General features: G+C 63.4%; 20 protein-coding genes and 1 pseudogene. 7 read left to right on the top strand and 14 right to left on the bottom strand.

The window, feature by feature from the left end:
* Nucleotides 1-16 precede the first annotated feature (16 nt).
* Nucleotides 17-3166 (bottom strand): GAF domain-containing protein, encoded by a 3150-nt coding sequence (locus IVB31_RS10255; protein ID WP_247321461.1) that lies wholly within the window; start codon nucleotides 3164-3166, stop codon nucleotides 17-19.
* 381 nt (nucleotides 3167-3547) lie between these two features.
* On the opposite strand from IVB31_RS10255, the gene IVB31_RS10260 reads away from it, so the two are divergent.
* Nucleotides 3548-4864, top strand: coding sequence for a hypothetical protein (locus tag IVB31_RS10260; protein WP_247321463.1), 1317 nt, complete (start codon nucleotides 3548-3550; stop codon nucleotides 4862-4864).
* Between the two features lie 8 nt (nucleotides 4865-4872).
* Nucleotides 4873-5309 (top strand): annotated as a pseudogene (locus tag IVB31_RS10265) (sulfite exporter TauE/SafE family protein); the annotation flags it as partial.
* Between the two features lie 63 nt (nucleotides 5310-5372).
* Here IVB31_RS10265 and IVB31_RS10270 read toward each other — a convergent pair.
* Nucleotides 5373-5621, bottom strand: coding sequence for a hypothetical protein (locus tag IVB31_RS10270; RefSeq protein WP_247322133.1), 249 nt, complete (start codon nucleotides 5619-5621; stop codon nucleotides 5373-5375).
* Nucleotides 5618-6406 (bottom strand): helix-turn-helix transcriptional regulator, encoded by a 789-nt coding sequence (locus IVB31_RS10275; protein ID WP_247321465.1) that lies wholly within the window; start codon nucleotides 6404-6406, stop codon nucleotides 5618-5620. The genes IVB31_RS10270 and IVB31_RS10275 overlap by 4 nt, the downstream gene beginning before the upstream one ends.
* Before the next feature lie 131 nt (nucleotides 6407-6537).
* Here IVB31_RS10275 and IVB31_RS10280 point away from each other — a divergent pair, with 131 nt between their 5' ends.
* Nucleotides 6538-7617, top strand: a complete 1080-nt coding sequence (locus IVB31_RS10280) for a zinc-binding alcohol dehydrogenase family protein (RefSeq protein ID WP_247321467.1) — start codon at nucleotides 6538-6540, stop codon at nucleotides 7615-7617.
* A 94-nt stretch (nucleotides 7618-7711) separates the two neighbouring features.
* Here the strand turns inward: IVB31_RS10280 and IVB31_RS10285 are convergent, their stop codons facing one another.
* The 8 genes from IVB31_RS10285 to IVB31_RS10320 form a co-directional block, all read right to left on the bottom strand.
* Nucleotides 7712-8413 (bottom strand): ABC transporter ATP-binding protein, encoded by a 702-nt coding sequence (locus tag IVB31_RS10285; RefSeq protein WP_174719152.1) that lies wholly within the window; start codon nucleotides 8411-8413, stop codon nucleotides 7712-7714.
* 7 nt (nucleotides 8414-8420) lie between these two features.
* Nucleotides 8421-9701 carry a lipoprotein-releasing ABC transporter permease subunit gene (locus IVB31_RS10290; protein ID WP_247321469.1) on the bottom strand — a complete coding sequence of 427 codons (1281 nt, stop codon included), beginning with the start codon at nucleotides 9699-9701 and terminating at the stop codon, nucleotides 8421-8423.
* Nucleotides 9702-9791: 90 nt separating this feature from the next.
* The gene (gene proS / locus IVB31_RS10295; protein WP_247321471.1) at nucleotides 9792-11111 is read right to left on the bottom strand and encodes a proline--tRNA ligase; all 1320 of its coding nucleotides are present in this window, start codon (nucleotides 11109-11111) and stop codon (nucleotides 9792-9794) included.
* 154 nt (nucleotides 11112-11265) lie between these two features.
* Entirely contained in the window at nucleotides 11266-12828 is a 1563-nt protein-coding gene (locus IVB31_RS10300) for a CopD family protein (RefSeq protein WP_247321472.1), read from the bottom strand.
* Nucleotides 12828-13346, bottom strand: coding sequence for a YcnI family protein (locus tag IVB31_RS10305; protein WP_247321473.1), 519 nt, complete (start codon nucleotides 13344-13346; stop codon nucleotides 12828-12830). The genes IVB31_RS10300 and IVB31_RS10305 overlap by 1 nt, the downstream gene beginning before the upstream one ends.
* Before the next feature lie 32 nt (nucleotides 13347-13378).
* Nucleotides 13379-13900, bottom strand: coding sequence for a copper chaperone PCu(A)C (locus tag IVB31_RS10310; protein ID WP_247321474.1), 522 nt, complete (start codon nucleotides 13898-13900; stop codon nucleotides 13379-13381).
* 39 nt (nucleotides 13901-13939) lie between these two features.
* Nucleotides 13940-16423 (bottom strand): TonB-dependent receptor, encoded by a 2484-nt coding sequence (locus IVB31_RS10315; RefSeq protein ID WP_247321475.1) that lies wholly within the window; start codon nucleotides 16421-16423, stop codon nucleotides 13940-13942.
* 84 nt (nucleotides 16424-16507) lie between these two features.
* On the bottom strand, nucleotides 16508-16882 hold the full coding sequence (locus tag IVB31_RS10320) for a DUF2946 domain-containing protein (protein ID WP_247321476.1): 375 nt from the start codon (nucleotides 16880-16882) through the stop codon (nucleotides 16508-16510).
* A gap of 481 nt (nucleotides 16883-17363) precedes the next feature.
* Between IVB31_RS10320 and IVB31_RS10325 the strand changes: the two genes are divergently transcribed.
* The 4 genes from IVB31_RS10325 to IVB31_RS10340 all read left to right on the top strand — a co-directional run bounded on the left by IVB31_RS10325 (nucleotide 17364) and on the right by IVB31_RS10340 (nucleotide 21480).
* On the top strand, nucleotides 17364-17768 hold the full coding sequence (locus tag IVB31_RS10325; protein ID WP_247321477.1) for a globin: 405 nt from the start codon (nucleotides 17364-17366) through the stop codon (nucleotides 17766-17768).
* A 139-nt stretch (nucleotides 17769-17907) separates the two neighbouring features.
* Nucleotides 17908-18930, top strand: a complete 1023-nt coding sequence (locus IVB31_RS10330) for a sugar ABC transporter substrate-binding protein (RefSeq protein WP_247321478.1) — start codon at nucleotides 17908-17910, stop codon at nucleotides 18928-18930.
* Nucleotides 18931-18936: 6 nt separating this feature from the next.
* Nucleotides 18937-20439 carry a sugar ABC transporter ATP-binding protein gene (locus tag IVB31_RS10335; protein ID WP_247321479.1) on the top strand — a complete coding sequence of 501 codons (1503 nt, stop codon included), beginning with the start codon at nucleotides 18937-18939 and terminating at the stop codon, nucleotides 20437-20439.
* Between the two features lie 12 nt (nucleotides 20440-20451).
* The gene (locus IVB31_RS10340; protein WP_247321480.1) at nucleotides 20452-21480 is read left to right on the top strand and encodes an ABC transporter permease; all 1029 of its coding nucleotides are present in this window, start codon (nucleotides 20452-20454) and stop codon (nucleotides 21478-21480) included.
* Between the two features lie 155 nt (nucleotides 21481-21635).
* Here the strand turns inward: IVB31_RS10340 and IVB31_RS10345 are convergent, their stop codons facing one another.
* The 3 genes from IVB31_RS10345 to IVB31_RS10355 are packed head-to-tail and all read right to left on the bottom strand — an operon-like array spanning nucleotide 21636 to nucleotide 23576.
* Nucleotides 21636-22322: an L-2-amino-thiazoline-4-carboxylic acid hydrolase gene (locus tag IVB31_RS10345; protein ID WP_247321481.1), complete on the bottom strand. Its 687-nt coding sequence runs from the start codon at nucleotides 22320-22322 to the stop codon at nucleotides 21636-21638.
* Nucleotides 22319-22705 (bottom strand): RidA family protein, encoded by a 387-nt coding sequence (locus IVB31_RS10350; protein ID WP_247321482.1) that lies wholly within the window; start codon nucleotides 22703-22705, stop codon nucleotides 22319-22321. The genes IVB31_RS10345 and IVB31_RS10350 overlap by 4 nt, the downstream gene beginning before the upstream one ends.
* Before the next feature lies 1 nt (nucleotide 22706).
* The gene (locus IVB31_RS10355) at nucleotides 22707-23576 is read right to left on the bottom strand and encodes a VOC family protein (RefSeq protein WP_247321483.1); all 870 of its coding nucleotides are present in this window, start codon (nucleotides 23574-23576) and stop codon (nucleotides 22707-22709) included.
* Nucleotides 23577-23633 lie beyond the last annotated feature (57 nt).

The following is a 23633-nucleotide window of genomic DNA, read 5'->3' on the forward strand; positions in this document are numbered from 1 at the left end:
CGCCGAAACGGCGTGTTCAGATTTCGTCGAGCAAGGTGCGGACTTTGGCAGCCAGGTCTTCGAAAGCGAAGGGCTTGGGAAGCAGATGCTTGCCGGCATCGAGCATGCCATTGTGAACGATTGCGTCACGCGTATAGCCGGTGGTGAACAGCACTTTCAGCTCGGGGTATCGTTTCGACAGCTCGGCCGCAAGCTGGGCGCCGGTCATGTCGGGCATGACGACATCCGTAAACAGCAGATCCGGAACAGACCCAATTTCGATCATCCTGATCGCCTCTTTGGCGCTGGCTGCCTCGATGACGGTGTAGCCGAGTTCGCGCAGGCTTTCGCATGACATGCTGCGGACGCGCTCGTCGTCTTCTACGACGAGAATGGTCTCGTTCTGATGGCTTGCGCCGGCAGCTATCTCTCCCTGCGACGGATCCGGGCTCGCCTCCTCGCCGGCAAAGCGCGGAAGGTGGATCTTGACGGTCGTGCCAACATCGACCTCCGAGTTGATTTTGACATGACCGCCCGATTGCCGCACGAATCCGTAGACCTGACTGAGGCCAAGGCCGGTGCCCTTGCCAACGACCTTGGTCGTGAAAAACGGATCGAACACCTTGCCGAGCACATCGGGTGGAATTCCCGTGCCGTTGTCCGTCACGGCCACGAGAACGTACTGCCCGGGTGCCAGGGCGTACTCCCGAGCAGACTTTCGATCTATCAAGGCGTTACTGGTTTCTATCGTCAGCCTGCCGCCCTCCGGCATGGCATCGCGTGCATTGACGGCGAGATTGATAAGAGCGCTTTCCAGCTGGGCTGGGTCTGCCTTGACCCGCCAGAGACCAGCCGCCAGCACCGTCTCGAGCCGGATGAGTTCGCCAAGTGATCGCTCGAGCAACTCGCTCATCCCGCCGACCATCTTGTTGATGTCCACGACCTCAGGCGCAAGAGGTTGCTGGCGTGAGAAAGCGAGCAGCCTTTGCGTCAACGTGGCCGCACGATTTGCGCCGTCGATGGCGCCCTCGATGAAGCGGTCTATACTAACCTCTCCTCTGCCGAGCCGCCGCTTGGCAAGGTTCAAGCTGCCGAGAATCACGGCCAGCATATTGTTGAAGTCGTGGGCGATACCCCCGGTCAATTGCCCGACAGCTTCCATCTTCTGGGATTGCCGCAGTTGCTCTTCAGCCTTCATGCGCTCGGCAATTTCGTCGGCAACACGTTGCTCCAATCCGGCATTGAGCGCCTCGAGCCGGGTCAACAGCCGGGCGTTGTCGATAGCGGTGGCAGCATGGCCGGCGATACCAAGCAATGCGGCCTCATGCTCTGCCTGGAATTGACCCGTCTCGGCGTGACCGAAGAAAAGTCCGCCGAAGACTTCGCCGGTTTTCGAGATCACAGGCACCGCCAGGTAGGATCGGACCGGAAGATGGCCCTCGGGCATGCCATTCCGCGGCGCATTCTTGCCGTAGCGAGGATCCTGCAGAATGTCGTCGGACCGCACCACACCCGAACCCTGGAAGGTCGGGCTAAAGACGGCGGTGTTGCGGGGCATCGGGAAGTTTTCAAACGCGGATCGCGGCGCGCCTGACAGTGCATACAGCATGTAGCTGCCACCATCCGGCGCCAGAACATTGTAGAAAAACGCGCCGAATTGAGCGCCCGAGAGTCCGACGCCGGCATCCGTCACGATCTGGACGATCTTGTCGAGATCGCGTTCGCGAGAGACCGAAGCCCCGGTGTCATTCAGTATTCTGAGATGGCGCTCGGTTTTCTTCTGCGCGGTGATATCCAGAACCGTCCCGATGAACCGAACAGCCTGGCCGTTGGCAAAGATGGCTTGCCCCGTCGCGGCAATCCATCTTTCGACACCATCCTCGATACCGATGGTTCGGTATTCCATGTTGAAGTTCGTCGAAGAATGCGGCGCCAGGGCCGCGGACACGGCCTCGTGGGCGGGCTGCCTGTCCTGCGGATGCAGACCCTTGAGGAACGACCCCTCATAGCTGACCTCGGCGTCCGGCGATAAACCGAACAACTCCTTGCAGCGGCCGTCCCATCGCAGAACATCGTTGACCGGGTCGTAGTCCCAGGTGCCGATACCGGCCGCCTTGTTCGCAAGCGTCAAGCGTTCGGCAGCTTCCCGTGCCGCCTGTTCCGATCGAACGCGCTCGATGTGAGCCCACGATCGCTCGGTCACCTCGGTGAGCAAGGCCAGTTCGCGCAGCGTCCACTGATGCGGGCCCCGATGGTGAATCGCCATCAAGGCGGTGAGGCGCCCTTCTTTGACCAAGGGCATGCAAATCGTCGAACCTATCCCGATGTTCTGGAAGGTGGCGGCTTCTTCCGGCGCAATCTCGTTCAGATTGTCGTTGATGACGAGGGGCCTGCCGGCGCCCAGCTCTCGCACCGCTTTTTCACCGAAATCCGCCAGGCTGTAATGACCGAGGATATGCATCGCACCGGGCGCGGCCCAATCCCCGCGTATGGTAAAGCCGTCCTGGTCGGGATCCATATCGGCATAGGCGCAGCTCGAGACATCCAGATGCTCGCCGAGCATCCTGGTCGTCACCGCCATCACGCCGTCAGCATCGCGGGTTCTGGCCGTCTCCTTGTTGAGGGCGTCCAGGAAAAGCAGCCGGGCTTCGTTTTCCCGCACGGCCGCCTCCGCGCGGCGGCGCTCGACGGCGGTGCGCGTGCGCTCGGCTACATCGCGGATGAGCTCCAGCTCTTCGCGGCTCCATTCGCGCGACGTGGCATTGTTCAGATACAGCAGCGCCACCACGCCGTGGGGCTCGGAGATCGGCATGTTGACGAACGCGCGCGCAGAGATCGCCTCCAGCGCCTGGGCACGATCGCCGACGCGAGGGTCTTCTTCCGCATCGGCACAGATGACAGTCTCGCCCCGCTTCAGGTCTTCGATGTAGCTGCCATAGTCGCGGAAGCGCAGCACGCCTGCCAGGCTCAGGATGCCTGGTGCATTCCAGTCGCGGACGATCGTGATGGTCTCGGCCGCTGTGTCGACCGTGCCATAGCCTGCCCTGCTCACGTTCAGGCTGCGGCCAAGCAGCTCTGCTGCAGCATAGGCGAGATCGTCGGGATTGCTGATCTCTCGGATGTTGTCGCCGAGTGTGGCTAAGACGGAATTGCGATCGGCCGAGCGGACCCCGGTCGCTGTCGTCATTGGTCTTCCCCTGCCACGTCCCTATCTCCACCAGGAGCTGGTTGGAATGATCGTCCCGCTGCTGTTCGCTTCGATCTGAGGTGAGCCGCCTGGCGTTCGAGTGATGCAGGCCGGCGCAAGCCGTCTGCGCGTTAACCGCATGACGGCATTTAGGTTCCCACCCCGGGGTTCGACCGAAAGCCCAGGCATCCGCCGCAGGCTTTCGCCTGCCGCCCGATGCGGTCGACATGGCATGTCCGAGCCTGCACCGGCATGTCGACCAGGAGTGCCACTCCTGCATCGCGAAATAAACCGGCGCCGTCATTCCACCGCAAGTTGAGACAGCACCGATGATCGTATAGCGTCAGCTTCGGCTTCTCATCGCGCGTGGTCGATCGTTTCATGCTCGCTCGAATCTTGTTTGTCGTGGCCTCGCTGTTGCTCCCCGTCGCATTGCATGCCGCAGGAACGCCGGCCGAGAAAGTCGGGTTTGCGTCCAGGCTGACGATCTATCTTGCCAAGGGACCGCCCGACGCGTGCGGACCAGGCTGCGACCGCTGGATTGCCATCGAGGGCGAGATCGATCAGGCCGCTGCGCCGCGCGTTCGCCGCTTCCTCGCCGGCGTCCAGGACACGCAGCGTCCGATCTACCTTTATTCCCCTGGCGGAAACGTTGAGCAGTCCTACGTCATTGGGCGGTTGCTGCGCGGTCGCAAGGCGATTGCCCGGGTCGGCCGGACCATCGCGACGGCGTGCGCCGCCGGCACGCAGGTCGACGCCGCGTGCCTGAAGAGCAAGAACGCAGGCGGCGAGATCGAAGCCGAACTCACCACGTATCATGCGATGTGCAACTCGGCCTGCGGTTACCTGTTTCTCGGAGCGACATCGCGCGCGGTTGCCCCCGACGCCGCGCTGGCGGTCCATAACTCCAAACTGGTCCTCGCCTTTCACGGGCATCCGGCTCCAGCGGCGGTCGCGGAATACAGGCAGCGCCGGCTCGCAACCGCCGATCGCGACCGCGCTGCGTTCATCGCAGCGATGGGGATCAGCCGCGAGCTCGACGATCTCATCCGGACCGTGAAGTTCGAAAACCTGCACGTGCTGACGCGGGCCGAGCTCTATCGTTTCGGAATCGACACGCGACCGCTCGCCGAAACGGCGTGGAAACTGGAGCGGGAGGCGCGACCGTTCGTCCGCAAGTTCGCGATGCTGAAGAAGGAGAACGGCTCTTCGTTCAGGACGATGGAATGGCGCCTGTCCTGCGAAAGCAGCAAACGCGTGCCGCTGACCTTCGCGGGCGAGATCGACGAGACGGCCGTCGGCAAGAGCACGCTCCTGATCACCGCGGACGCCGACACGGACAAGGCGGCCGGAGGGTCTCCGCTGCGGGCCGGGAAATACGAAATCTGGCGCGGCAGCATCGATCCCGACATGGTCAAGGCGATCCTGGCGTCCCGCGCCCTGCACGTCCGCGAAACCACGCCGATGCCAGACGACAAGGCGGACGTCACGAAATTCGACATCGACTTGACCGGCCTGCCTTCAGTGTGGACGCAGCTCGTCGCATCGTGCTCGACGGCGGCGTCAGTCCCGAAAAGCCCTTGGCCAGCGGTACTTCCGCAGGCAACTCCCTGGCTGTCGACCGCGTGGCCGGCGAGCCCCTGGACAGCCAGTCCCCAGCCGAACGTCAGCGCAGCGCCTTCGGCAACGACGCCGTGAGGACTGCTCTGCTGTTGCCGGGGCTCGTGATCGGCATCGGGTTTGGCTATTTGCTCTTTCGCGTGCCGGACCATCGCGCCGTCGCCATCGTGATGGCGGTCGTCACCTTGATCTTCGTCGGCCTGTGGCTTGTGACTGATCCAAAGGTGCCCATTCGTCCACGTTCGTCGCTGAAAGCGATCGCGGCCGGTCTCGCCTCGGGCGTGACCACCATGGTCGCGCATTCCGGCGGACCGCCGCTCGCGATGTACCTGCTGCCGCTCGGCCTCACCAAGGACGTCTATGCGGGAACGACGAGCCTGTTCTTCACCGTCGTGGCGTTTGGCTTGGCTGGCACCTCCACGGCAGGCTCGACCAGCAGCAGATCTGCCGGGCCTGTTACGGATTGCTGTTTGTCACCGCGTTGAAGCCGCTGTGGGACAGGGTTTCAGGCTATCTCGCGTGACGCGTGAGAGGACAATTCAGCCTGCAGTGCCGTCACGTTCCAGCCCGCGGTCGCATCCTGAGCTTACGTGCCCCGGCATAAACCGGCGTGGAGATCACGAGCTTCACAATTCGAGAGCAGATTCGATTTGGGATCATGCGCCCCGTTTGATTGAACACCGACGAGCGCGACGCAACCGAACCCTTTGTGATTAGCAAAGCGGGACAGCAGCGCCGGGACATCGACGCGCGTGTTGGTCTCGTCGATCACCTCGATATCGATGGCGACATCCAAAAGCGAGATCGGCGGCCCTTTGTGGTTCGAGTCGGTCAAGTACCCGCGCCCTGCACCGGCGTATAAATCACGAGCTTCAACGCGGGATCGTCGTTGGCCTGAAAACTCGTGTGCTCGAAATGCAGCACGCCCAAGGTCGGGTGCGACATGGTCTTGAGGCCCGAGGCGGTGCTGCGGATCTCGTGGGCCTCCCACCATTTGACGAATTCCGGGCTGCCCTGCCGCAGCCGCGTCAGCAATTCCGTGAAGGCGGGATCGCCCGCCCAGACGTCGTGGGTGGTGCGAAACATCGCCACCATGCGCTTGGCGACATCAGCCCATCCCGCACCGTAGGCCTTGCGGGTCTGCTTGTTGGTCATCATCAGGATCATCGTGTTGCGATCCTCTTCCGGCAATCGCCCGAACGCAAAGACCTGCTCGGCGGCGTCGTTCCAGGCCAGCACGTCCCAGCGCCGCCCGGTGATGTAGGCCGGATGCGGCAGGCTCTCGATCAGCCGCCGGATCGGCGGCGGCACGATTTCGCGCGTGAACGCGCGCTTGTCGCCGTCGCGCGCCAGCGCCTTGAGATGGGCATGCTCGGTCTTGCTGAGGCGCAGCGCGCGGGCCAGCGCGTCGACGGTGGTCACTGACGGGCTGACGGTGCGGCCCTGCTCGAGGCGGATGTACCAGTCGACGCCGATGCCGGCGAGCTGCGCGACCTCCTCGCGGCGAAGGCCCGCGGTGCGCCGCCGCCGGCCTGCGGGAAGCCCGACGGTCTTCGGCGACAGCTTTTCGCGGCGGGAGCGGAGGAAGTCGCCGAATTCGACGCGGCGGGGGTCGGCCATGATGGATGTCCTCGATGGGGGGCCCAGGGAGCGCCTAAAGGAGGGCCCAAGGGATACTAGGATAATACCAGGCCTTCTTGGGCTCGGAAAGGCGGCGCATATGCGCTTCACTCCACTTTGAGGTGAACACCATGAAAGCCGCAATACTCAAATCCTTCGGATCGCCGCTTGCGATCGAGAATGCCCCCGAGCCGGTGCTCGGCACCGGCGAGGTCATCGTCGATGTCGTCGCCACGCGCGTGCTGTCCTACATGAACGAGGTCTTCAGCGGGATGCGCAACTATGCACTCGACCTGCCGATCATCCCGGGTCCGGGCGGCATCGGCAGGGTGCGCGCGGTCGGCCCGGACGCAACCAAGCTCGTGGTCGGCGACTGGGTGTTCTGCGATCCGACGGTGCGTTCGCGCGACGACATCGTTGCGCCCGACATCGCCCTGCAGGGACTGACTGCCGCAGGTCCGGGCGGCATGCTCCTGCAAAAGCATTTTCGCCATGGCTCCTTCGCCGAGCAAATGCGGGTGCCGACGGAGAACGTGAAGCGCCTTGGCCAAATCACGTCCGATGAAGCCACGCAATGGTGCGCGCTGGGGACGCTGCTGGTGCCCTATGGCGGCTTCCTTGCCGCCAACCTGCAGGCGGGCGAGACCGTGCTGGTGAGCGGGGCCACCGGCAATTTCGGCAGCGCGGCGGTCTCGGTCGCGCTCGCGATGGGCGCGGCCTGCGTGGTCGCGCCCGGCCGCAACGAGAAGATTTTGGCCGACCTCGTCCACCGCTTCGGCGATCGCGTGAAGCCGGTCAAGCTCTCCGGCAGCGAGGACGACGATCGCGAAAACATGAAACGCGCGGCCCCCGGGCCGATCGACTGCGTGTTCGACATCATGCCGCCCTCCGTCGGCACGAATGTGGTGCGCGCGGCGATCATGACGGTGCGCCCCCATGGCCGCGTCGTGCTGATGGGCGGCGTCGGCATGGCCGGCGGCGCAGGTCTCGAGCTGCCCTACCCCTGGATCATGCGCAACTGCATCAGCATCCACGGCGTCTGGATGTACCCGCCGGATGCGGCAGGCCGCCTGATCGCGCTGGTGCGCGCGGGACTGCTCAGGCTAGAGGAGTACGAGGCCACGGCCTTCGATCTCGACCATGCCAACGAGGCGGTGGACCATGCCGCCGCCAATGGCGGGCCGTTCAAATTGACGGTGATCCGGCCATGAGGCCTCAGGCCGCGGCGGTGCGCTGTCGCCGATTTCTTTCGTCAATCCTGCCAAGCACTTGGCTACTGTGCATGGGGTTGTTTTCGCGTTTTTTTTACTCGAGCTCGACCACTTGGCCGTTCGACAGCGACACGCGCCGGTCCATGCGGCCGGCGAGCTCCATGTTGTGGGTCGCGATCAGCATGGAGACCTTGGTCGCCTTGACGAGCTGCATCAGCGCCTGGAACACATGGTCCGCCGTGTGCGGATCGAGATTGCCGGTCGGCTCGTCCGCAAACAGCACCCGCGGTGCATTGGCCACCGCACGCGCAATGGCGACGCGCTGCTGCTCGCCGCCCGACAGCTCCGCGGGACGGTGCGTGATGCGATCGCCGAGGCCGAGATAGCCCAGAATCTCCTTGGCACGCTTGACGCTCTCGGACTTCTTCAGGCCGCGGATCATCTGCGGCATCATGACGTTCTCGAGCGCCGAGAACTCCGGCAGCAGCCGGTGCGACTGGTAGACGAAGCCGATATCGGTGCGGCGAAGCTGGGTGCGCTCAATGTCGGGCAGTTGCGAGGTCGGCGCGCCGTTGACGTAGACCTCGCCGGAATCGGGCGCTTCCAATAGCCCCGCAATGTGCAGCAGCGTCGACTTGCCCGAGCCCGACGGCGCCACCAGCGCGACGGATTGGCCCGCCCACAGCGCGAGCTTGGCGCCGTCGAGGATCGTCAGCGGTACCTCGCCCTGCAGGTACTGGCGCTTAATCTCGTGGAGATAAATGACCGGTACATCTTCCGCCCCCTGCTGCTCCATCAGCCCCTCACTCGTACCGCAGCGCTTCGACGGGATCGAGGCGCGCGGCGCGCCACGACGGGTACAGCGTCGCCAGGAACGACAGCGTCAGCGCCATGATGACGACGGCCGAGGTCTCGCCGACGTCGATCTCGGCGGGCAGCTTCGACAGGAAATAGAGCTCCGGCGAGAACAATTCGGTGCTGGTCAGCCAGGACAGGAATTGCCTGATCGACTCGATGTTGAGGCAGATCACGAGGCCAACGAAGAAGCCGACCAGCGTGCCGACCACGCCGATCGAGGCGCCCGTGATCAGGAAGATCCGCATGATCGAGCCTTGCGAGGCCCCCATCGTGCGCAGGATCGCGATGTCGCTGCCCTTGTCCTTCACCAGCATGATCAGGCCGGAGACGATGTTGAGCGCCGCGACCAGCACGATCATGGTCAGGATCAGGAACATCACGTTGCGCTCGACCTGCAGCGCGTTGAAGAAGGTCGAGTTGCGCTGGCGCCAGTCGACCAGGAACACCGGCCGGCCCGCGGCCTCCGTCACGGCCTGGCGGAACGCGACGATCTGATCCGGATTGGTGGTGAAGACCTCGATCGAGGTGACGTCGTTGCTGCGGTTGAAATAGGCCTGCGCCTCCGCGAGCGGCATGAACACGAAGCCGAGATCATATTCGGACATGCCGATCTCGAACACCGCGGCGATTTTGTACGGTTTTATGCGCGGCGTCGTGCCCATCGGGGTGACCGCGCCCTTCGGCGCCACCAGCGTGATGCTGTCGCCGGCGTGCAGCGACAGCTGGTCAGCGAGGCGCCGGCCGATCGCGACCCCCTGCCCGTCGTCAAAACCCTCGAGCGAGCCCTGCTTGATGTTCTTGGCGATCGAGGTGAGGTTGTTGAGGTCGTCGGAGCGGATGCCGCGCACCAGGACGCCCGAGGCGTTCCACGGCGATGACGCCAGCGCCTGGCCGTCCACCACGGGTGCTGCGAGCCGGATGCCCTGGACCTGGCTGAGGCGGTCGGCGACGTCCTTCCAGTCGGTCAACGGCGATTCCAGCGGCTGGACCAGGATGTGGCCGTTGAGCCCCAGGATCTTGTCGAGCAGTTCCTTGCGAAAGCCGTTCATGACGGCCATGACGATGATCAGCGTCGCCACGCCCAGCATGATGCCGAGGAAGGAGAACCCGGCAATGACCGAGATGAATCCCTCCTTGCGGCGCGCCCGCAGATAACGCCCGGACAGCATCCACTCGAAGGGCGCGAAAGGTGCGGTTTGAACGGTTTCGGTCATGGTCTCATCCATCGCTCGATAATCCCATGATTCGGGGTCAATTGTGGCCGGATTGGCGGCCGCGATATCGCGCAATGAACAATATTCAGCCGACCAGCCTTATCAGCCCACAAGTCTTGCGACCGCGTCCGCAGGCGACATCGTCTCGCGGGAGCCGTCACTTCGCTTCTTGATCTCGACCTTGCCGTCGGCGAGGCCCTTCGGCCCGATCATGATCTGCCAGGGGATGCCGATCAGGTCGGCGGCGGCGAATTTGGCCCCGGCGCGCTGGTCGGTGTCGTCGTAGAGCACGTCGACGCCCTTGGCGGACAGCTCCGCATAGAGCTTCTCGCAGGCCGCGTCGACCGCGGCATCGCCCTGCTTGAGGTTGAGGATCGACACGCGGAACGGGGCAACGGCCTCCGGCCATTTGATGCCGGCGTCATCATGGCAGGCCTCGATGATGGCGCCGAGCAGGCGCGAGACGCCGACGCCATAGGAGCCGCCGTGGATCGGCACATCGACACCGTCGGGGCCCGCCACCAGCGCCTTCATCGCGTCGGAATATTTGGTGCCGAAATAGAAGATCTGCCCGACCTCGATGCCGCGGGTGTTCACCCGTTTGTCTTCGGGCACTTCCTGCTCGAAGCGCGCAACGTCGTGAACGTCTTCCGTCGCCGCATAGACCGAGGTCCATTGCTTGATGATCGGCGTCAGGTCGCCCTCATAATCGACGTCCTCGCCCGGCACCGGCAGGTCCAGCACGTCGCGATTGATGAACACGCCGGATTCGCCGGTCTCCGCGAGCACGATGAACTCGTGGCTGAGATCGCCGCCGATCGGGCCGGTCTCGGCGCGCATCGGGATCGCCTTCAGCCCCATCCGCGCAAAGGTCCGCAAATACGCCACGAACATCTTGTTGTACGCGACGCGCGCCGCGGCCTCGTTGAGGTCGAACGAATAGGCATCCTTCATCAGGAACTCGCGGCCGCGCATCACGCCGAAGCGCGGACGCTGCTCGTCGCGGAATTTCCATTGAATATGATAGAGATTGAGCGGAAGGCTCTTGTAAGACTTCACGTAAGCGCGAAAAATCTCGGTGATCATTTCCTCGTTGGTCGGCCCGTACAGCAGCTCGCGCTTGTGGCGATCGGCGATGCGCAGCATCTCCGGACCGTAGGCGTCGTAACGGCCGCTCTCGCGCCAGAGGTCGGCGAGCTGGAGCGTCGGCATCAACAGTTCCAGCGCGCCAGCGCGGTCCTGCTCCTCGCGCACGATCTGCTCGATCTTCTTCAGGACACGGAAACCGAGCGGCAGCCAGGCATAGATGCCGGCTGCTTCCTGCCGGATCATGCCCGCGCGCAGCATCAGCCGATGCGAGACGATCTCCGCCTCTTTCGGATTTTCTTTCAGGATGGGGAGAAAGAACCGCGACAACCGCATGGCAATACTCTGGGAATCAAGTGACGGCTTGCAGTGAAACCGGATTGGGAGCAAAAACACAAGACCGGGAATGAGGAAAAGCCGCTAAGGCAACGGAATTCCTGTCATTTTTCCGTCGACTTCAGGTTCGGCTTGAGCTGCCGAAGAGTAGGTTTCAGCGCGCTCCCACCTCCAGTTCGTCCTCCAGCGTGATCTTCTCGAAATCGGTCACCAGCGCGTCGATCCGCATATGCCAGCGGCCGGCGAAGGGCAGCTCCACCTTGCGCAGATGCCAATAGCCGTCCGGCCCGAGTGAGGCGTCCCGTTCGATCGACTCGATGCCCCGTTCGGGCAGGCTCAGGGTCAGCGTCACCTCCTTGGCCGCGAGCGCCGTCCCCTCGCCGGTCATGAGCTGGAGCACGAAATCGTCGACACCCGCCTTGCCCGGCGAGACCAGGACCTGGAACATCGCCTTGTCGGTGTGGATGTGGATCGCCAGCGGCGTCTCCGGAACGATCGTCCGCGGCGCCGGCGTGAAGCGCCAGCCGGCGACGACGGCGAAGATGCCGAGCGCGACAGCGCATTCGAGCAAGATGGAGCGCTTCAGCGCCGGTGCGGCTTTCTGATCTCCTGGGAGCGCCGGGGTCAGGCGAAAGCGATTGAGCGTAGCAAGCGCCAGCAGCACCACGACCAGCGCGAGCTTGACCGAGAGGATGAGTCCGTAGCGGGTCTCGACCAATGCGGACGGCCTCTCAAGCTGGACGATGGCGAGCGCGAGGCCGGTCAATGCGAGAACACCAACGACCGGCACGGCGATGCGAGAAAACCGGTTCACGACAGGCAATGCCTCGGCCGGCGACTTCGACACAAGTGCGGCGAGCGGGGCCAGCGCGCCAATCCAGAAGGCAACGCAGAGGCCATGCAGGAAGATCGCAGGCCGCGTCAGCACCTCGGGCGGCGCCGCTGCCGCGTGGCCGGTCATGGCCAGCGACAAGCCGACGCCGACAAACGCGATGAGCACGAGCGTCCGCGCGTACCGCCCGCCCCGCAGCGCCACGAGCGCCGACAGCATCGCGGTGATGGCGACCAGTAGTGACGGACCCGCACTAGTCGCGAACGCCACCTTCCAGGGGGCGATGGTCGCGAGCGCCACCAGAGGCAGTCCGAGAAGATCGAGGCCCAACAGACCGAGAGACGCAATGGCGCTCGCAAGGCCGATAGCGAGCGCGGCGCGCGCTGAGGTCGTGCCACTCGTCGAGTACGCAACACAGCGCGCGAAGAACACGCCGCCGACCCCGACGAACAGGCCGAGATACAGGCCGACCCGCGCCAGCCAGATCAGCGCGTTCAACCCGCCATCCGCGCTTGCGGGAGGTTGCGTCCCCGTCGGCATGCCGATCGAGAAGATCACCGATCCCGCAACGGGATGACCGTCTTGCGAGATCACGTGATAGCTGACGATCGCCGTGCCCTGCGGCAGGTCCGGCGGCATAGCAACCGAGATGGTCTCGCCCGATGCGCTGATGTGCACATCATCCCGCGCCCTGCCCGTCCCATCGATCAATTGGATCGCGCCTGGCGTCACCGCCTCGTTGAAGCGCAATTCCACCGCCTTCGGCGCGCTCGCAAGTATGCTGCCGCTCGCCGGCTCGACCGCGACGAGCGCCGCATGTGCCGAGGCGCCGGTCGCGAAGCCGACAACAAGAAGCAGCGTCGCAAGCGCGGCGAGCAGGCGCATCAGGGTTTCGGCAAGAGTTTCACGCCAGGCGCCGGCGACTTGCCCTCGTGCGAGTGCCCTGCGCCCTCCGCCGGAATTTCGATCCAGCGGCTGACGCCGGTCTCGCATTCCTGGACGACGGGGAAATACAGAATCGTGTTCGGCTTGAGCGTGTCGGTCAGGGCGGTGTGCATGACGAACTCGTCGTAGTTCTTGTCCGGCAGCTTGCCGCCGGACCAAGACACCTCCTTGACGCCGGACGAGAGCTTGTTGCCGTGATAGTCGTATTCGCCGGCATATTTGCCCTCGACGACATCGACGCTCCAGCCTGCCTTCGGCATCGGTTTCACCGCGATCACGCCTTCCGGGATCTGCACCCGGATCTTCACCGTGGGCGAGCCCGCGCAACCGTGGGGCACGGCGAAGACGGCTTTGTACGATCCTCCCACCGTCGCCTGCTTGCCTTCGAGGAAGACATGCGCAGTCGCCGGCGTTGCCGCAAATACACCCAGAAAAATCAGCCAGGTTCGCTTCAACATGTTCGGTCTCCCGAAGCTCCAGATCATGTTCATCACATCTTCATTCCCGAATGATCAGGCATTTTCTTCATCATGTGTCCGCCCTCGCCCGGCGCCTGCGCGCCGACGCCCTGGACATCGAGGGACACCGCGACCTTGCCGGCCTTCTCGAACTGCAGTGTCACTGGCACCTTGTCGCCCTGCTTGAACGCGCCCTTCAGCTCCTGGAGCATCATGTGGTAGCCGCCCGGCGCGAGCTTCACGGTCTTGCCGGGATCGATGACGAGACCCTTGTCGAGCGGCCGCATCTTCATCACGCCATTGTCCATCGCCATCTCATGGATCTCGGCCTTCCCCGCGATATCGGCGGAAACGCCGACCAGCCTGTCAGCGACCGTGCCCTTGTTCTCGATGGTGAGATAGCCGCCGGCCACCTTGGCTCCGCCTGGTGTCGCCCGGCTCCACGCCTGCGAGATGACGAGATCGCCGGCCTTGACGTCGTCGGCGTGCACGGGCGCAGCGAACATTGCGGCAGAGAACGCTGCGAGCGAGAGAATGCGTGAGAGCTTGTTCATGTCGTTTGCCTTTCTTGTCGTCGTAAACATTGCCATCCGTCAGAACGTGTACTTGCCGGCCAGAACGAAAGTTCGCCCCGGGAACGGATGGAATAGGAAATACTGCTCGTTGAGGAGATTATCGATACCGACGTCGAACGCGAAATTCTTCGTCGCGTTATAGTGGATCTTCAAGTCGACAACGAAAAAGTTATCGAAGGCGCCGTAGACGTGCGAGACGCGATCGGTGTTGTCCAGTGTCGAATACTGCTTGCCGCTATAGCGTGCCGCAACGGTATAGGCCCAGCTATCGTTCGGACGATAAGTAACGCCGAACTTGGCGCGCCAGTCCGGCACGTAAGGCACGCGCTTGCCGGCGACGGTCGTTGCCAGGTTGGTCAAAGGATCAAAGCCAGCCCAGCTCGCATCAGCCAGGATTCGCGAGTCGACATAGGTTACGCTGCCGAACAATTGCAATCCCGCGATCAGCACATTGTCCTTGTCGGCCGAGATTTCGACACCCTGCATCCGGATGGCGTCGACATTGCTGATGACGGTTATCGGCGTTTGCGCCTTCGTGGTCGGATTGGTGACAAGGTTGGTCTGGGAGATGATCGCATGGTCGGTGTGCTCTCGGAAGAGGGTCAAGCGGACGCGACCATCGCTCCATCTGCGCTCAATGTTCAGTTCACCCGTCATATCCTGCTCAGGCAGCAGGTTCGGGTTGGCCACGGTGGCCACACCGCCCACTGTCAGGTTCTGATAGAGCTCCATGACGGTCGGGTAGCGATAGGCCTGTCCGAAGTTTGCCGTGATGTTCCAATCCTTGTTTGGGTCGAAGGAAAGCGAAGCTTTCGGAGAAAAATTGGTCGAGGAGAGTTGCGGCTGTTGAACCGCTGCGATCGAGGTAATCGCTCCGGCGGCGCTCGTACCGGTGCTGATATTGAAGCCGTCCTGGGCTCGCCAGGTCTCCAGCCGTCCGCCGAGCGTCAGCTTCAGAGCGGGGACGATTTTCCAGGCGTCCTGAACCCAGAGCGCGCTGGTGCGCGTTTCGCCCTCGCCCTGCGAGTAGAGCGTCCCGGTGCCGGTATCGCTCGTCGCATACCAGACCGAGGACGCGTAGACGGGGCTCTCCAGGCGGTAGCGATCGCCATGAAGGCCGAAGCTGACTTCGTGCGGTCCATCATAGCCGAACGGCCGCCAGATGCCCTTGGCATCGGCATTCTGCCAGTTCGTGCCGTCCAACCTCGTGATCTTCCCATTCAGGGAGTAGCCGACGCCGGCCGGAGCGACCGTGAACGGATTACGCTGGATATCCTGGAGATAGTTGTAGCTCGAAGCAGAGAGATCGAAATCGAAGATGCCCTTGGTGTCGCTCTTGATTGCGACTGCGTTGCTCAGATGAGTCTGATCCCAGATGTACTTGCCGCTGGCGAACGTGGTGATGCCAGCAAAAGTCGGCAGCCCCGTCCCCGTCGAACGGAGATGGCTCTTAGGATCGGATACCTGATGGTTGTTCCATATCCCGAGCGAGTAAGTGGCCTGCACCAACGGCGTCATGTCGTAGGCGAGCCGAAGGTTGGCAGACGTCTGCTGCGAATGCGCGAGAATGCCGGTGCCGACGACATCCGTCTCCTGTCCGACCTTGTTTTTCGCCGGGAAAGCGCCGGTGGTGCCCGCGGGGATGGCGCCGCTCGTCGTGTAAGTCAGCGGCTGCTGGTAGCTATCGAGATAATTGGCGCTCACCAGCCACGACAGCTTGCCGTTGCGGTTGCCCGCGGCCGCGCTGGTCTGACTGGTCACATAAATGTCCTTGGTGCCGTATTGATTCCACGGCATCACCGAGACCGTTTCCTTGGCGACGGCGAACGGCTTGTCCGGCATTTTTGACGAGATCAGGAGTACGCCGCCGATCGAGTTGCCGGGATAGGCTGCGGCGAACGGGCCATTGAGGAAATCGATCCGGCCGATCGCTTCCGGCGAAATCAAGTTCCATTTCGGCGAGGCGTTGGTGTTGTTGTTGCCGATCAGGGCCGAGATCAGGAGACCGTCGTAGTAGATCAGCGTCCGCGCGCTCGAATTGAGGCCCCAGCTCCGTGTCGCCAGCACCGCATTGTTGTCGCCGTCGTTGCGCTTCCGCACGAACAGGCTGGGCATGTATTTGACGGCGTCCTCGGGATCCTTGAGGTTGATGGTTTCATCGACCTCCTTCGCCGTGACGCTGAAGGAGCGTTGTGGCAATTGATAGCGCGCAACGGAAGTCGGCGTGTCGAGCGATGGGCGAGTGTTCCCCGCGCCCGGCCCGCTGGTCGTATCCGGCGCCGCCCGCTCAGCGGTGTTCACAGGCTTCGCCGACCGGCTCCTGACAGCAGCCGTGCGCACGGTCGGCTTGCGCGGCTTGGGCTTTGCCGCCAGGGGCGCATCGACGGTCACCGGCGGCAGCACTGCGCTGCTGCTTTGGGCGAGAACTCCGCTCGACGACGCAAGCAGCGCGGCCTGAATGGCAACGACGCTCACGCCAAGGCGGGCATGACAATTTAACATAGGGCATTCCTGACGCCGGCTTTCCTTCCCGGCTGTTCGACAGCATCAGTCGCCAACGGATGAACCGTGGCGACACTGGGGTCGTCAGGAAAATTGGGGCGGGGCGCGGGCCTGGGCGCCGGTGCCTCTATGGGCCGTGCCGGCGGATACATTCGCCGCGTGCCACACCACGCGCTCGGCGTGGCGGAAGGGAATCGCGAGTGCAACGTGCGGCGGCGAATCGAGCGACGCGCCCGCCTGCGCCAGACAACACAGCGCGCAGGCTCCGCCATGTGCGGTCGGCGTGCCGGTCTGGTCGTTCGGGCCGCCCTGCTCGCTCGCACTGTGGCAGATGACGGCGGCAGACAACGGATCGGCCACGACCTGGCCGGCCGCCAGACAGGCGGCAATCGGCGCCAGGACCTGCATCGCCAAGGCGAGCAGGACCAGGGGTAGGAATTTTTGCAGCCGTGAGCGCATCCGCCGGACCATTCGTTCGTGCGCTAACTAAACACCACCCGCGGGCCGAGTCGAGGTGGGTTCCGCCCCCTGCCTGGTCCGGCGCAAATTTCCCGAAAATTGTGATCGAGCCGCACCACTCGGTGGGGACCTCCGACATTTGAGGCAGTTGCGCAACCCTGCCCATCCACAGATTTCTTATATTTGTCATATGCTTACTGGATCAAAAGCCCGATCATTTCGTCAATTGCTCGAATTTTGAACATTCGTTGCTGAAAATGATGACAAGTGAGAAAAGTTGATCTAGCATCCCTCTTGCTCAGGCTGGCCGCGAGGTCGAAGTCTGGTGGTCCAAGTCTCGGGAGGAGCCCCTGACGCGCAAAACGCAGCGTCGCCCCGCCAATCAAGATCAAATCTTAGAATCGGGGATAATAGGGTCGACACAATTTTCGAGCGGGGCTGGGGCCCCGCTCTTTTTTTGTCTGCGTGGCTTGAAGCGCCGATGAATGCGTCTCCCAATCCGGTCGAACGGAGCTTTGAACTTGCAGCCTCGCGCTGCGCGGATCTCACGCCGCTCGTCTACCGACGTCTGTTCGAAGAGCATCCTGAAACACGGGCGATGTTCCGCACGCAAGGCAGCGAGCTCGTGATGGGCGCGATGCTCGCGCTCACGATCGAGGCGATCCTCGACTTCGCAGGCCAGCGTCGTGGACATTTCCGGTTGATCGCCTGCGAGGTCGTCTCGCACGATGGCTACGGCACGCCGCGCGAGCTGTTCATCGCGTTCTTCGGCGTGATCAGGGACACGCTACGCGACCTGCTCGGCGACGAATGGTCGCCGCAGATCGCGCAGACCTGGGATCGACTGCTCACCGAGATCGACGCGTTCGCGGGCGTCCCGGCCTGACGCTTTGCGCTGCACCAACACGGACTGTGGCGATCTCGCGTTGATTGAAGATTGAGTGGCATCAACTCTTGTGAGACACTTTCGGTGATCGGTCGCGCAATCAATGACGCGCCGACGATAAGATTTATGGGAGCGAGCGATGTCCGGGACGAAAGATTTCTCGACGACGAGGCGCGATCTACTTCAGGCGGCCGCGACCGCCGGCGCCGCGACTGCCATCCTCGGCAGCATGGGCATAAACCCCGCATTGGCAGCCGAAGTCGGACGAAGCGAGAAGCCCCTGAAGGCGGCCTTCTCCAATGCGGGTCTCCAGGCGACCTGGTGCGCGCAGGGCAAACAGGCCGCGGAATTCTGGGGCAAGCTGTTCAATGTCGAAGTGACCTGGTTCGACGGCCAGCTCGATGCGGTGAAGCAGCGCGCGGCGATCGACAACATGGCTTCGCAGAAATGGGATTTTGTCGCCATCCAGGCCGCGGGCATCGGCACCCTCACCCAGCCTGTGCAAAAGATGATCGACGCCGGCACGCCCGTCATCGACATGGACACGCTGATTGCGCCGCTCGACCAGATCAACGTCCACTCCTTCCTCGCCCCCGACAACGAGTTCATGGGCGCTTCGGTGACGCAGGCGCTCTGCAACGCCATGGGCGGCAAGGGCAAGATCATCATGACGCAAGGCGGCCTCGGTCACACCGGCGCGCAGGGCCGCGCCAAGGGGTTCAACGCGGTCGTCAAGCAATTCCCTGGCATCGAAGTGCTCGACACCCAGCCCGCCGATTGGGACGTCTCCAAGACCGCGCGCCTCTGGGAAACCTATCTCACCAAATATCCGCAGATCGACGCGGCATTCTTCCACAATGACGACATGGCGCTCGCCGCCTACAACATCATGAAGGCGCGCAACCGCACCAACATCCTGATCGGCGGCGTCGACGCAATGCCGCCGGCGATCCAGGCGGTGAGCGACGGCCGCATGTTCGCAACCGTCCGCAATCCGTCCTGCCGCATCCACGGCGGCGCGATCATCGCGGGGGTCTCCGCCGTGGTCGGCGGCGAGAAGAGCGGCCAGGGCATTCCCAAGAACGTCGTCACCGACGGCCCGGTCGTGACCAAGGCCAACGCCCCCGGGATGCAGTGGATGCAGGATCACTATCTGATCTGAGCCTTCATGCGCGAGGATCGTTCGCCCATCCTTGAACTGCAGGGCATCACGAAGAGCTTCGGCGGAGTCGAGGCGCTTCGTGGTGTCGACTTTGCGCTCCACGCGAGCGAGATCCACGGTCTCGTCGGCGAGAACGGCGCCGGAAAAAGCACGCTGATGAAGATCATCGCCGGCGTGCATACCGAATTCTCCGGTCGGTTCCTGATCGACGGGCAAGAGACGCATTTTCGCTCGGCCCGTGACGCGCACGCTGCCGGCATCGCCATGGTGCACCAGGAGCTCTCTGTGGCGCCCGACCTCACGGTCGCCGAGAACGTGTTTTTGGGCAACCAGCCGACCAACCGGCTTGGCCTCGTGCAATGGCGGCGCATGGCGCGCGAGGCGGGCGATCAGCTCGCCCGGTTCGGCATCGACGTCGACCCGATGTCCAGGCTCGGCGACCTCCCGATCGGGCTTCAGCAGCTGATCGAGATCGCGCGCGTGCTGTTCTCCGGTGCCCGCATCGTCATCCTGGACGAGCCGACCTCCGCCCTCTCCCCGCCCGAGGTCGAACGGCTGTTTGCGACGCTGCGGCGCCTGCGCGAGCAAGGCACGGCCATCGTCTTCATCTCGCATTTCATCGAGGACATCTTGCGCGTGTCCGACACCGTGACTGTGTTCCGCAACGGGCGAAAGGTCGCCGAGACGGCATCGGCAGTGACCAGCAAGGGCGCGCTGATCGAGGCCATGATCGGCCGTGGCGGCGAAGCGCTCGAGCACAGCTACAGCGACGATCTGATGCTGCCGCAGCCGAGCGGCAGCCCGGTGATCCTGAAGGTCGACCAGCTCTCGCTCGCCCGCAGCCTGAAGGACATCTCCTTCGAGGCCCGCGCCGGCGAGGTGCTCGGCATCTACGGTTTCATGGGCTGCGGCCAGCAGGAGCTGTCGCGCATCCTGTTCGGCAAGCTGAAGCCGGATGGCGGCACGCTCGTCGTCGACGGCAAACCCAAAACCTTCGCCAGCACGGCGGCGGCGCGGCGCGCGGGCGTGGCTCTGGTGCCGGAGAGCCGCCGCGACATGCTGTTTCACCAGGAGCCGGTCTACAAGAACATCTCGATCAGCATTCTGGACCGCATCTCGACGCTGCTGCTCAAGCCGGCGCAGGAACGCGACATCGCGAAGCACCAGGTCGAGCAGCTCCAGATCAGGCCGCCCGTGGTCGGCCTCGATCTCGGTATGCTCTCCGGCGGCAACCAGCAGAAAGTGGCGCTGGCGAAATGGCTGACCTATCCGCCCAAGCTTCTGGTTCTGTGCGAGCCGACCCGCGGCATCGACGTCGGCGCCAAGAACGACGTCATCAACATCGTCCGCGACCTCCGCGCCAGGGGGCTTGCGATCATCGTGCTGTCGACCGAGCCGGAAACGGTGCTGTCGCTGGCTGACCGCATCCTCGTGCTCAAGCGCGGCGCATTGGTGCGGGAATTCAAGAACGAGCCGGTCAGCAAGGACCGCCTGCTGGAAGCGGCGTGACGGAGAAGCACCATGGCGAGCAGTGACACGGCACCGGCGGCGGGGCAACGGGCGCGCGGGCTGGCGCCGTTCCTGCGCTCGCAGATGCGCAACATCGCGCCGTTCCTCACCCTGATCTTCCTGTCCGGCTTCTTCGCTCTCGCAAGTCCCTCCTTCGCGACGCTGGACAATCTCGGCAACATCCTGACCCAGGTGTCGGTCACGGGCGTCATCGCCGTCGGCCTCACCTTCGTGATCCTCTGCGCCGAGATCGACCTGTCGATCGCCAGCATCGCCAACGTCACCGGCATCGCGGTCGCCTACTTCACGCTGCAGGAATCCTACGTCAACATTCCCAACATCCCCCTCCCCGGCATCGCGGCAATCCTGCTGGCCATTCTGCTCTGCGCAGCTCTCGGCCTCGTCAATGCACTGGGGCTGACCATGATCGGAATCCCCTCCTTCATCATGACCTTGGCGATGATGCAGATCGCGGCCGGCATCTCCGCGCTGCTGGTGCGCGGCCAGATCGCCTACAAGGTGCCTGATATCATCACCACGCTCGGCTCGGGCTCGATCGGCGGCATCCCCTGGATCGTCATCGTCGCCGCCATCATGCTGCTCTTGGGACATCTGGTGCTGACCTACACGCGCTTCGGCCGCTACGTCTACATGGTCGGCGGCAACCGCGAGGCGGCCGAATATTCCGGCCTCAACGTCAAGCTCATTCTCGGCGCGGTCATGGTGATCTCGGCGGTGTGTTCGGGCATCGGCGGCATGCTGGGAGTAGCCCATTTCGGCAGCGCGCAGCAGAACGAGTTCGACACCTATCTGCTCGACTCCATCGCCGCTGTCGTCGTCGGCGGCACCAGCCTGTTCGGCGGCCGCGGCGGCATCGGTAACACCATCGTCGGCCTGTTCGTGCTCGGCGTCCTCAACAACGGCCTCGACCACGTCAACATCGACAGCTTCCTGAAGATCCTGATCCGCGGCCTGATCCTGCTGGCGGCGCTGGTGATCAACGTCTATGCGCAGCGGCTGAGGGAAAAGGCGGTGGAGTAAGCCCTCATCAAAACAAAAAACGCGAAAACAACCCCATGCACAGTAGAAATGATGAGAGATTTCAATAATTTCGCAGTTCCCGAATTGGCCTTGGCACGAGCGCGACGATCTTTGACACGTCGGGCAAAACAGGAGCATGATGCCATCATCGCCTTCTAGTCTGGCGGCAGCCGCGAAAATCGGAAATCGCAGTGGCTCGCGCCGCCGGCCAGCGTTTGTGTCCTTTCCAGGCGGATGCCTCGCGTTGCATAGGCGTCGAAATCAAGCCCACAGATGTTCGGCAGGATGTCCTTGTCGCCATGGCGAGCCGCGAATTTGCAGAAGCCGCAAGCTCTGTAATTGATGCCGAATTCAAAATCGTCACCCGCATCAGGTTCGACGAAATCGTAGACGAAATCGTCCGGAAACTCTTTCTGATGACTTGTTGTCGCGCTTTTTGCGGCCTGCTCGCGCAGCAAAGTCCGGTTCTCCGGCGACATGAATTGGCGCCCCGAGGCAAGACGTTCCGCTTCCGATACGGTGAGCAATTGCGCCTTGTAGCTTTCCCGCTCGATTTCGCCGATCACGGACAGCGGCACGCCGTGTTTCCGCAGCACCCGGCTGATGGCCATGAAGCCCATGAGACGCATGATGAAATCGCTCATACGGCTCGCCGCGCCTCCGACATAGGGCATCTGGGTGAGCACGGTTTCGAATTCGTCCATCACCTCCTGCCCGATCGCATCAGCATCGGGTAGATGCGCGCGCTCGCGCAACATCGCTTCTGCAAGTCCGAGCCGATGGCGCATGGCGGCTTCCATGGCATCGCGATGCAACTCGTAAAAGGGATGGATCTGTTTCATTCCGCGGCGATCGCCTCGATCTCCAGCAACCATTTGCTGTCGACGGTTTCAGCAATCACGACCGTCAACGCGGGTTCGTGTCCCCCGAGCATCTTGCGGCGAACAGCACGATTGGCCACGACCTGATCGAGGTCGGTCAGGAACGTGGTGACCTTGACCAGATGCGTGACGCCGAGGCCGGCGGCAGCGAGCACCGCGATGACATTGCGCCAGGCTTGCTCGCATTGCGCTTCGAAACCCTCGGGCACGCTGCCGTCGGTGTTCTCGGGCACCTGGCCGCTGACGAACAGCAGGCGGCGATGCTGACTGAGTTCAAGCCCCATGCTGTAACCACCGGCGGGAGCATGGACCGATGAAGGATTATGGCCGACGATTTGAGCCATGTCAGATTGTCTCCCGTCCGACAAATTCCAGCGCCAGCCCACGCGACGCCACGGGCGGAACCAGCAACACGGTGCCGCGCATTTCGAAACCGACGCCATTGGCCCCCAATGCCCGCCGCGTCGCATCGAGATCGGAAACCGCAAGACGCGCAGCGCAAAAGCGCGGTGCGGCATCGCCGGCGACGTCCGGCAACCGCTGTGATAGTTCTCCAGGACCGAGCACCGTGATCCGATCGCCGGTCTTGCCGACCGTCAGCCGCCCGGGCCCAAGCTCGGCTGGGCTTTCCATGAGGCGCTCGAGAAATTCGCGATGCTTCGCCGGCTCCGGTGCCGACATCACGACTTCGATCACGCGCAAGGCCCCGTTGGGGTGGTGCTGATAGTCGGGCTTCCAGAACAATTCCGGCGGGTGACGCTGCTGGCAGGTGAAGAAAGCGATCCCGGGCATGGCGGGGTCGGTGGCGAAGGCCAGTGAAAACTCAACGCGCGCCGTGCGTCCGTCCGGAAGCATCGCGTCGCGGCCAAAGTCAAAGGGCGCGTACGCCCCCATATGATTGGTGGCGAAATGTGCCGCATCGGCGTGAGCGCCGGCGCTGTGCAAGGCCAGCATCGACATTCCTTCGCCCCCCGCTGCAAAATCCTGGTTGTGGGCGGCGAAGCTGAAGCGACCCGGGGCGGCGGGCGGCACGGCTGCCGCGTCGGTGACGGCGAGCAACTCCATAAAATTGTTGGCGAACATCGCCACACGGTTACTGGTTCCGAACGGGTGCACGCCAGTCGGTGTGAGGGTGAAGCCAAGCTTTTGCCAATCCAGCGCGGCCTGCGCCAGATCGCGGACACAAATGACGAGATGATCGAGGTGGCGGGGCATGGGCTCTCCGGTTTGCGGTCGATCGACCCTAACCGGCTGCCTCGCGCCGGCGCAAAG

Source organism: Bradyrhizobium sp. 21 (assembly GCF_023073335.1).
In the GTDB taxonomy this organism is placed as follows: Bacteria; Pseudomonadota; Alphaproteobacteria; order Rhizobiales; family Xanthobacteraceae; genus Bradyrhizobium.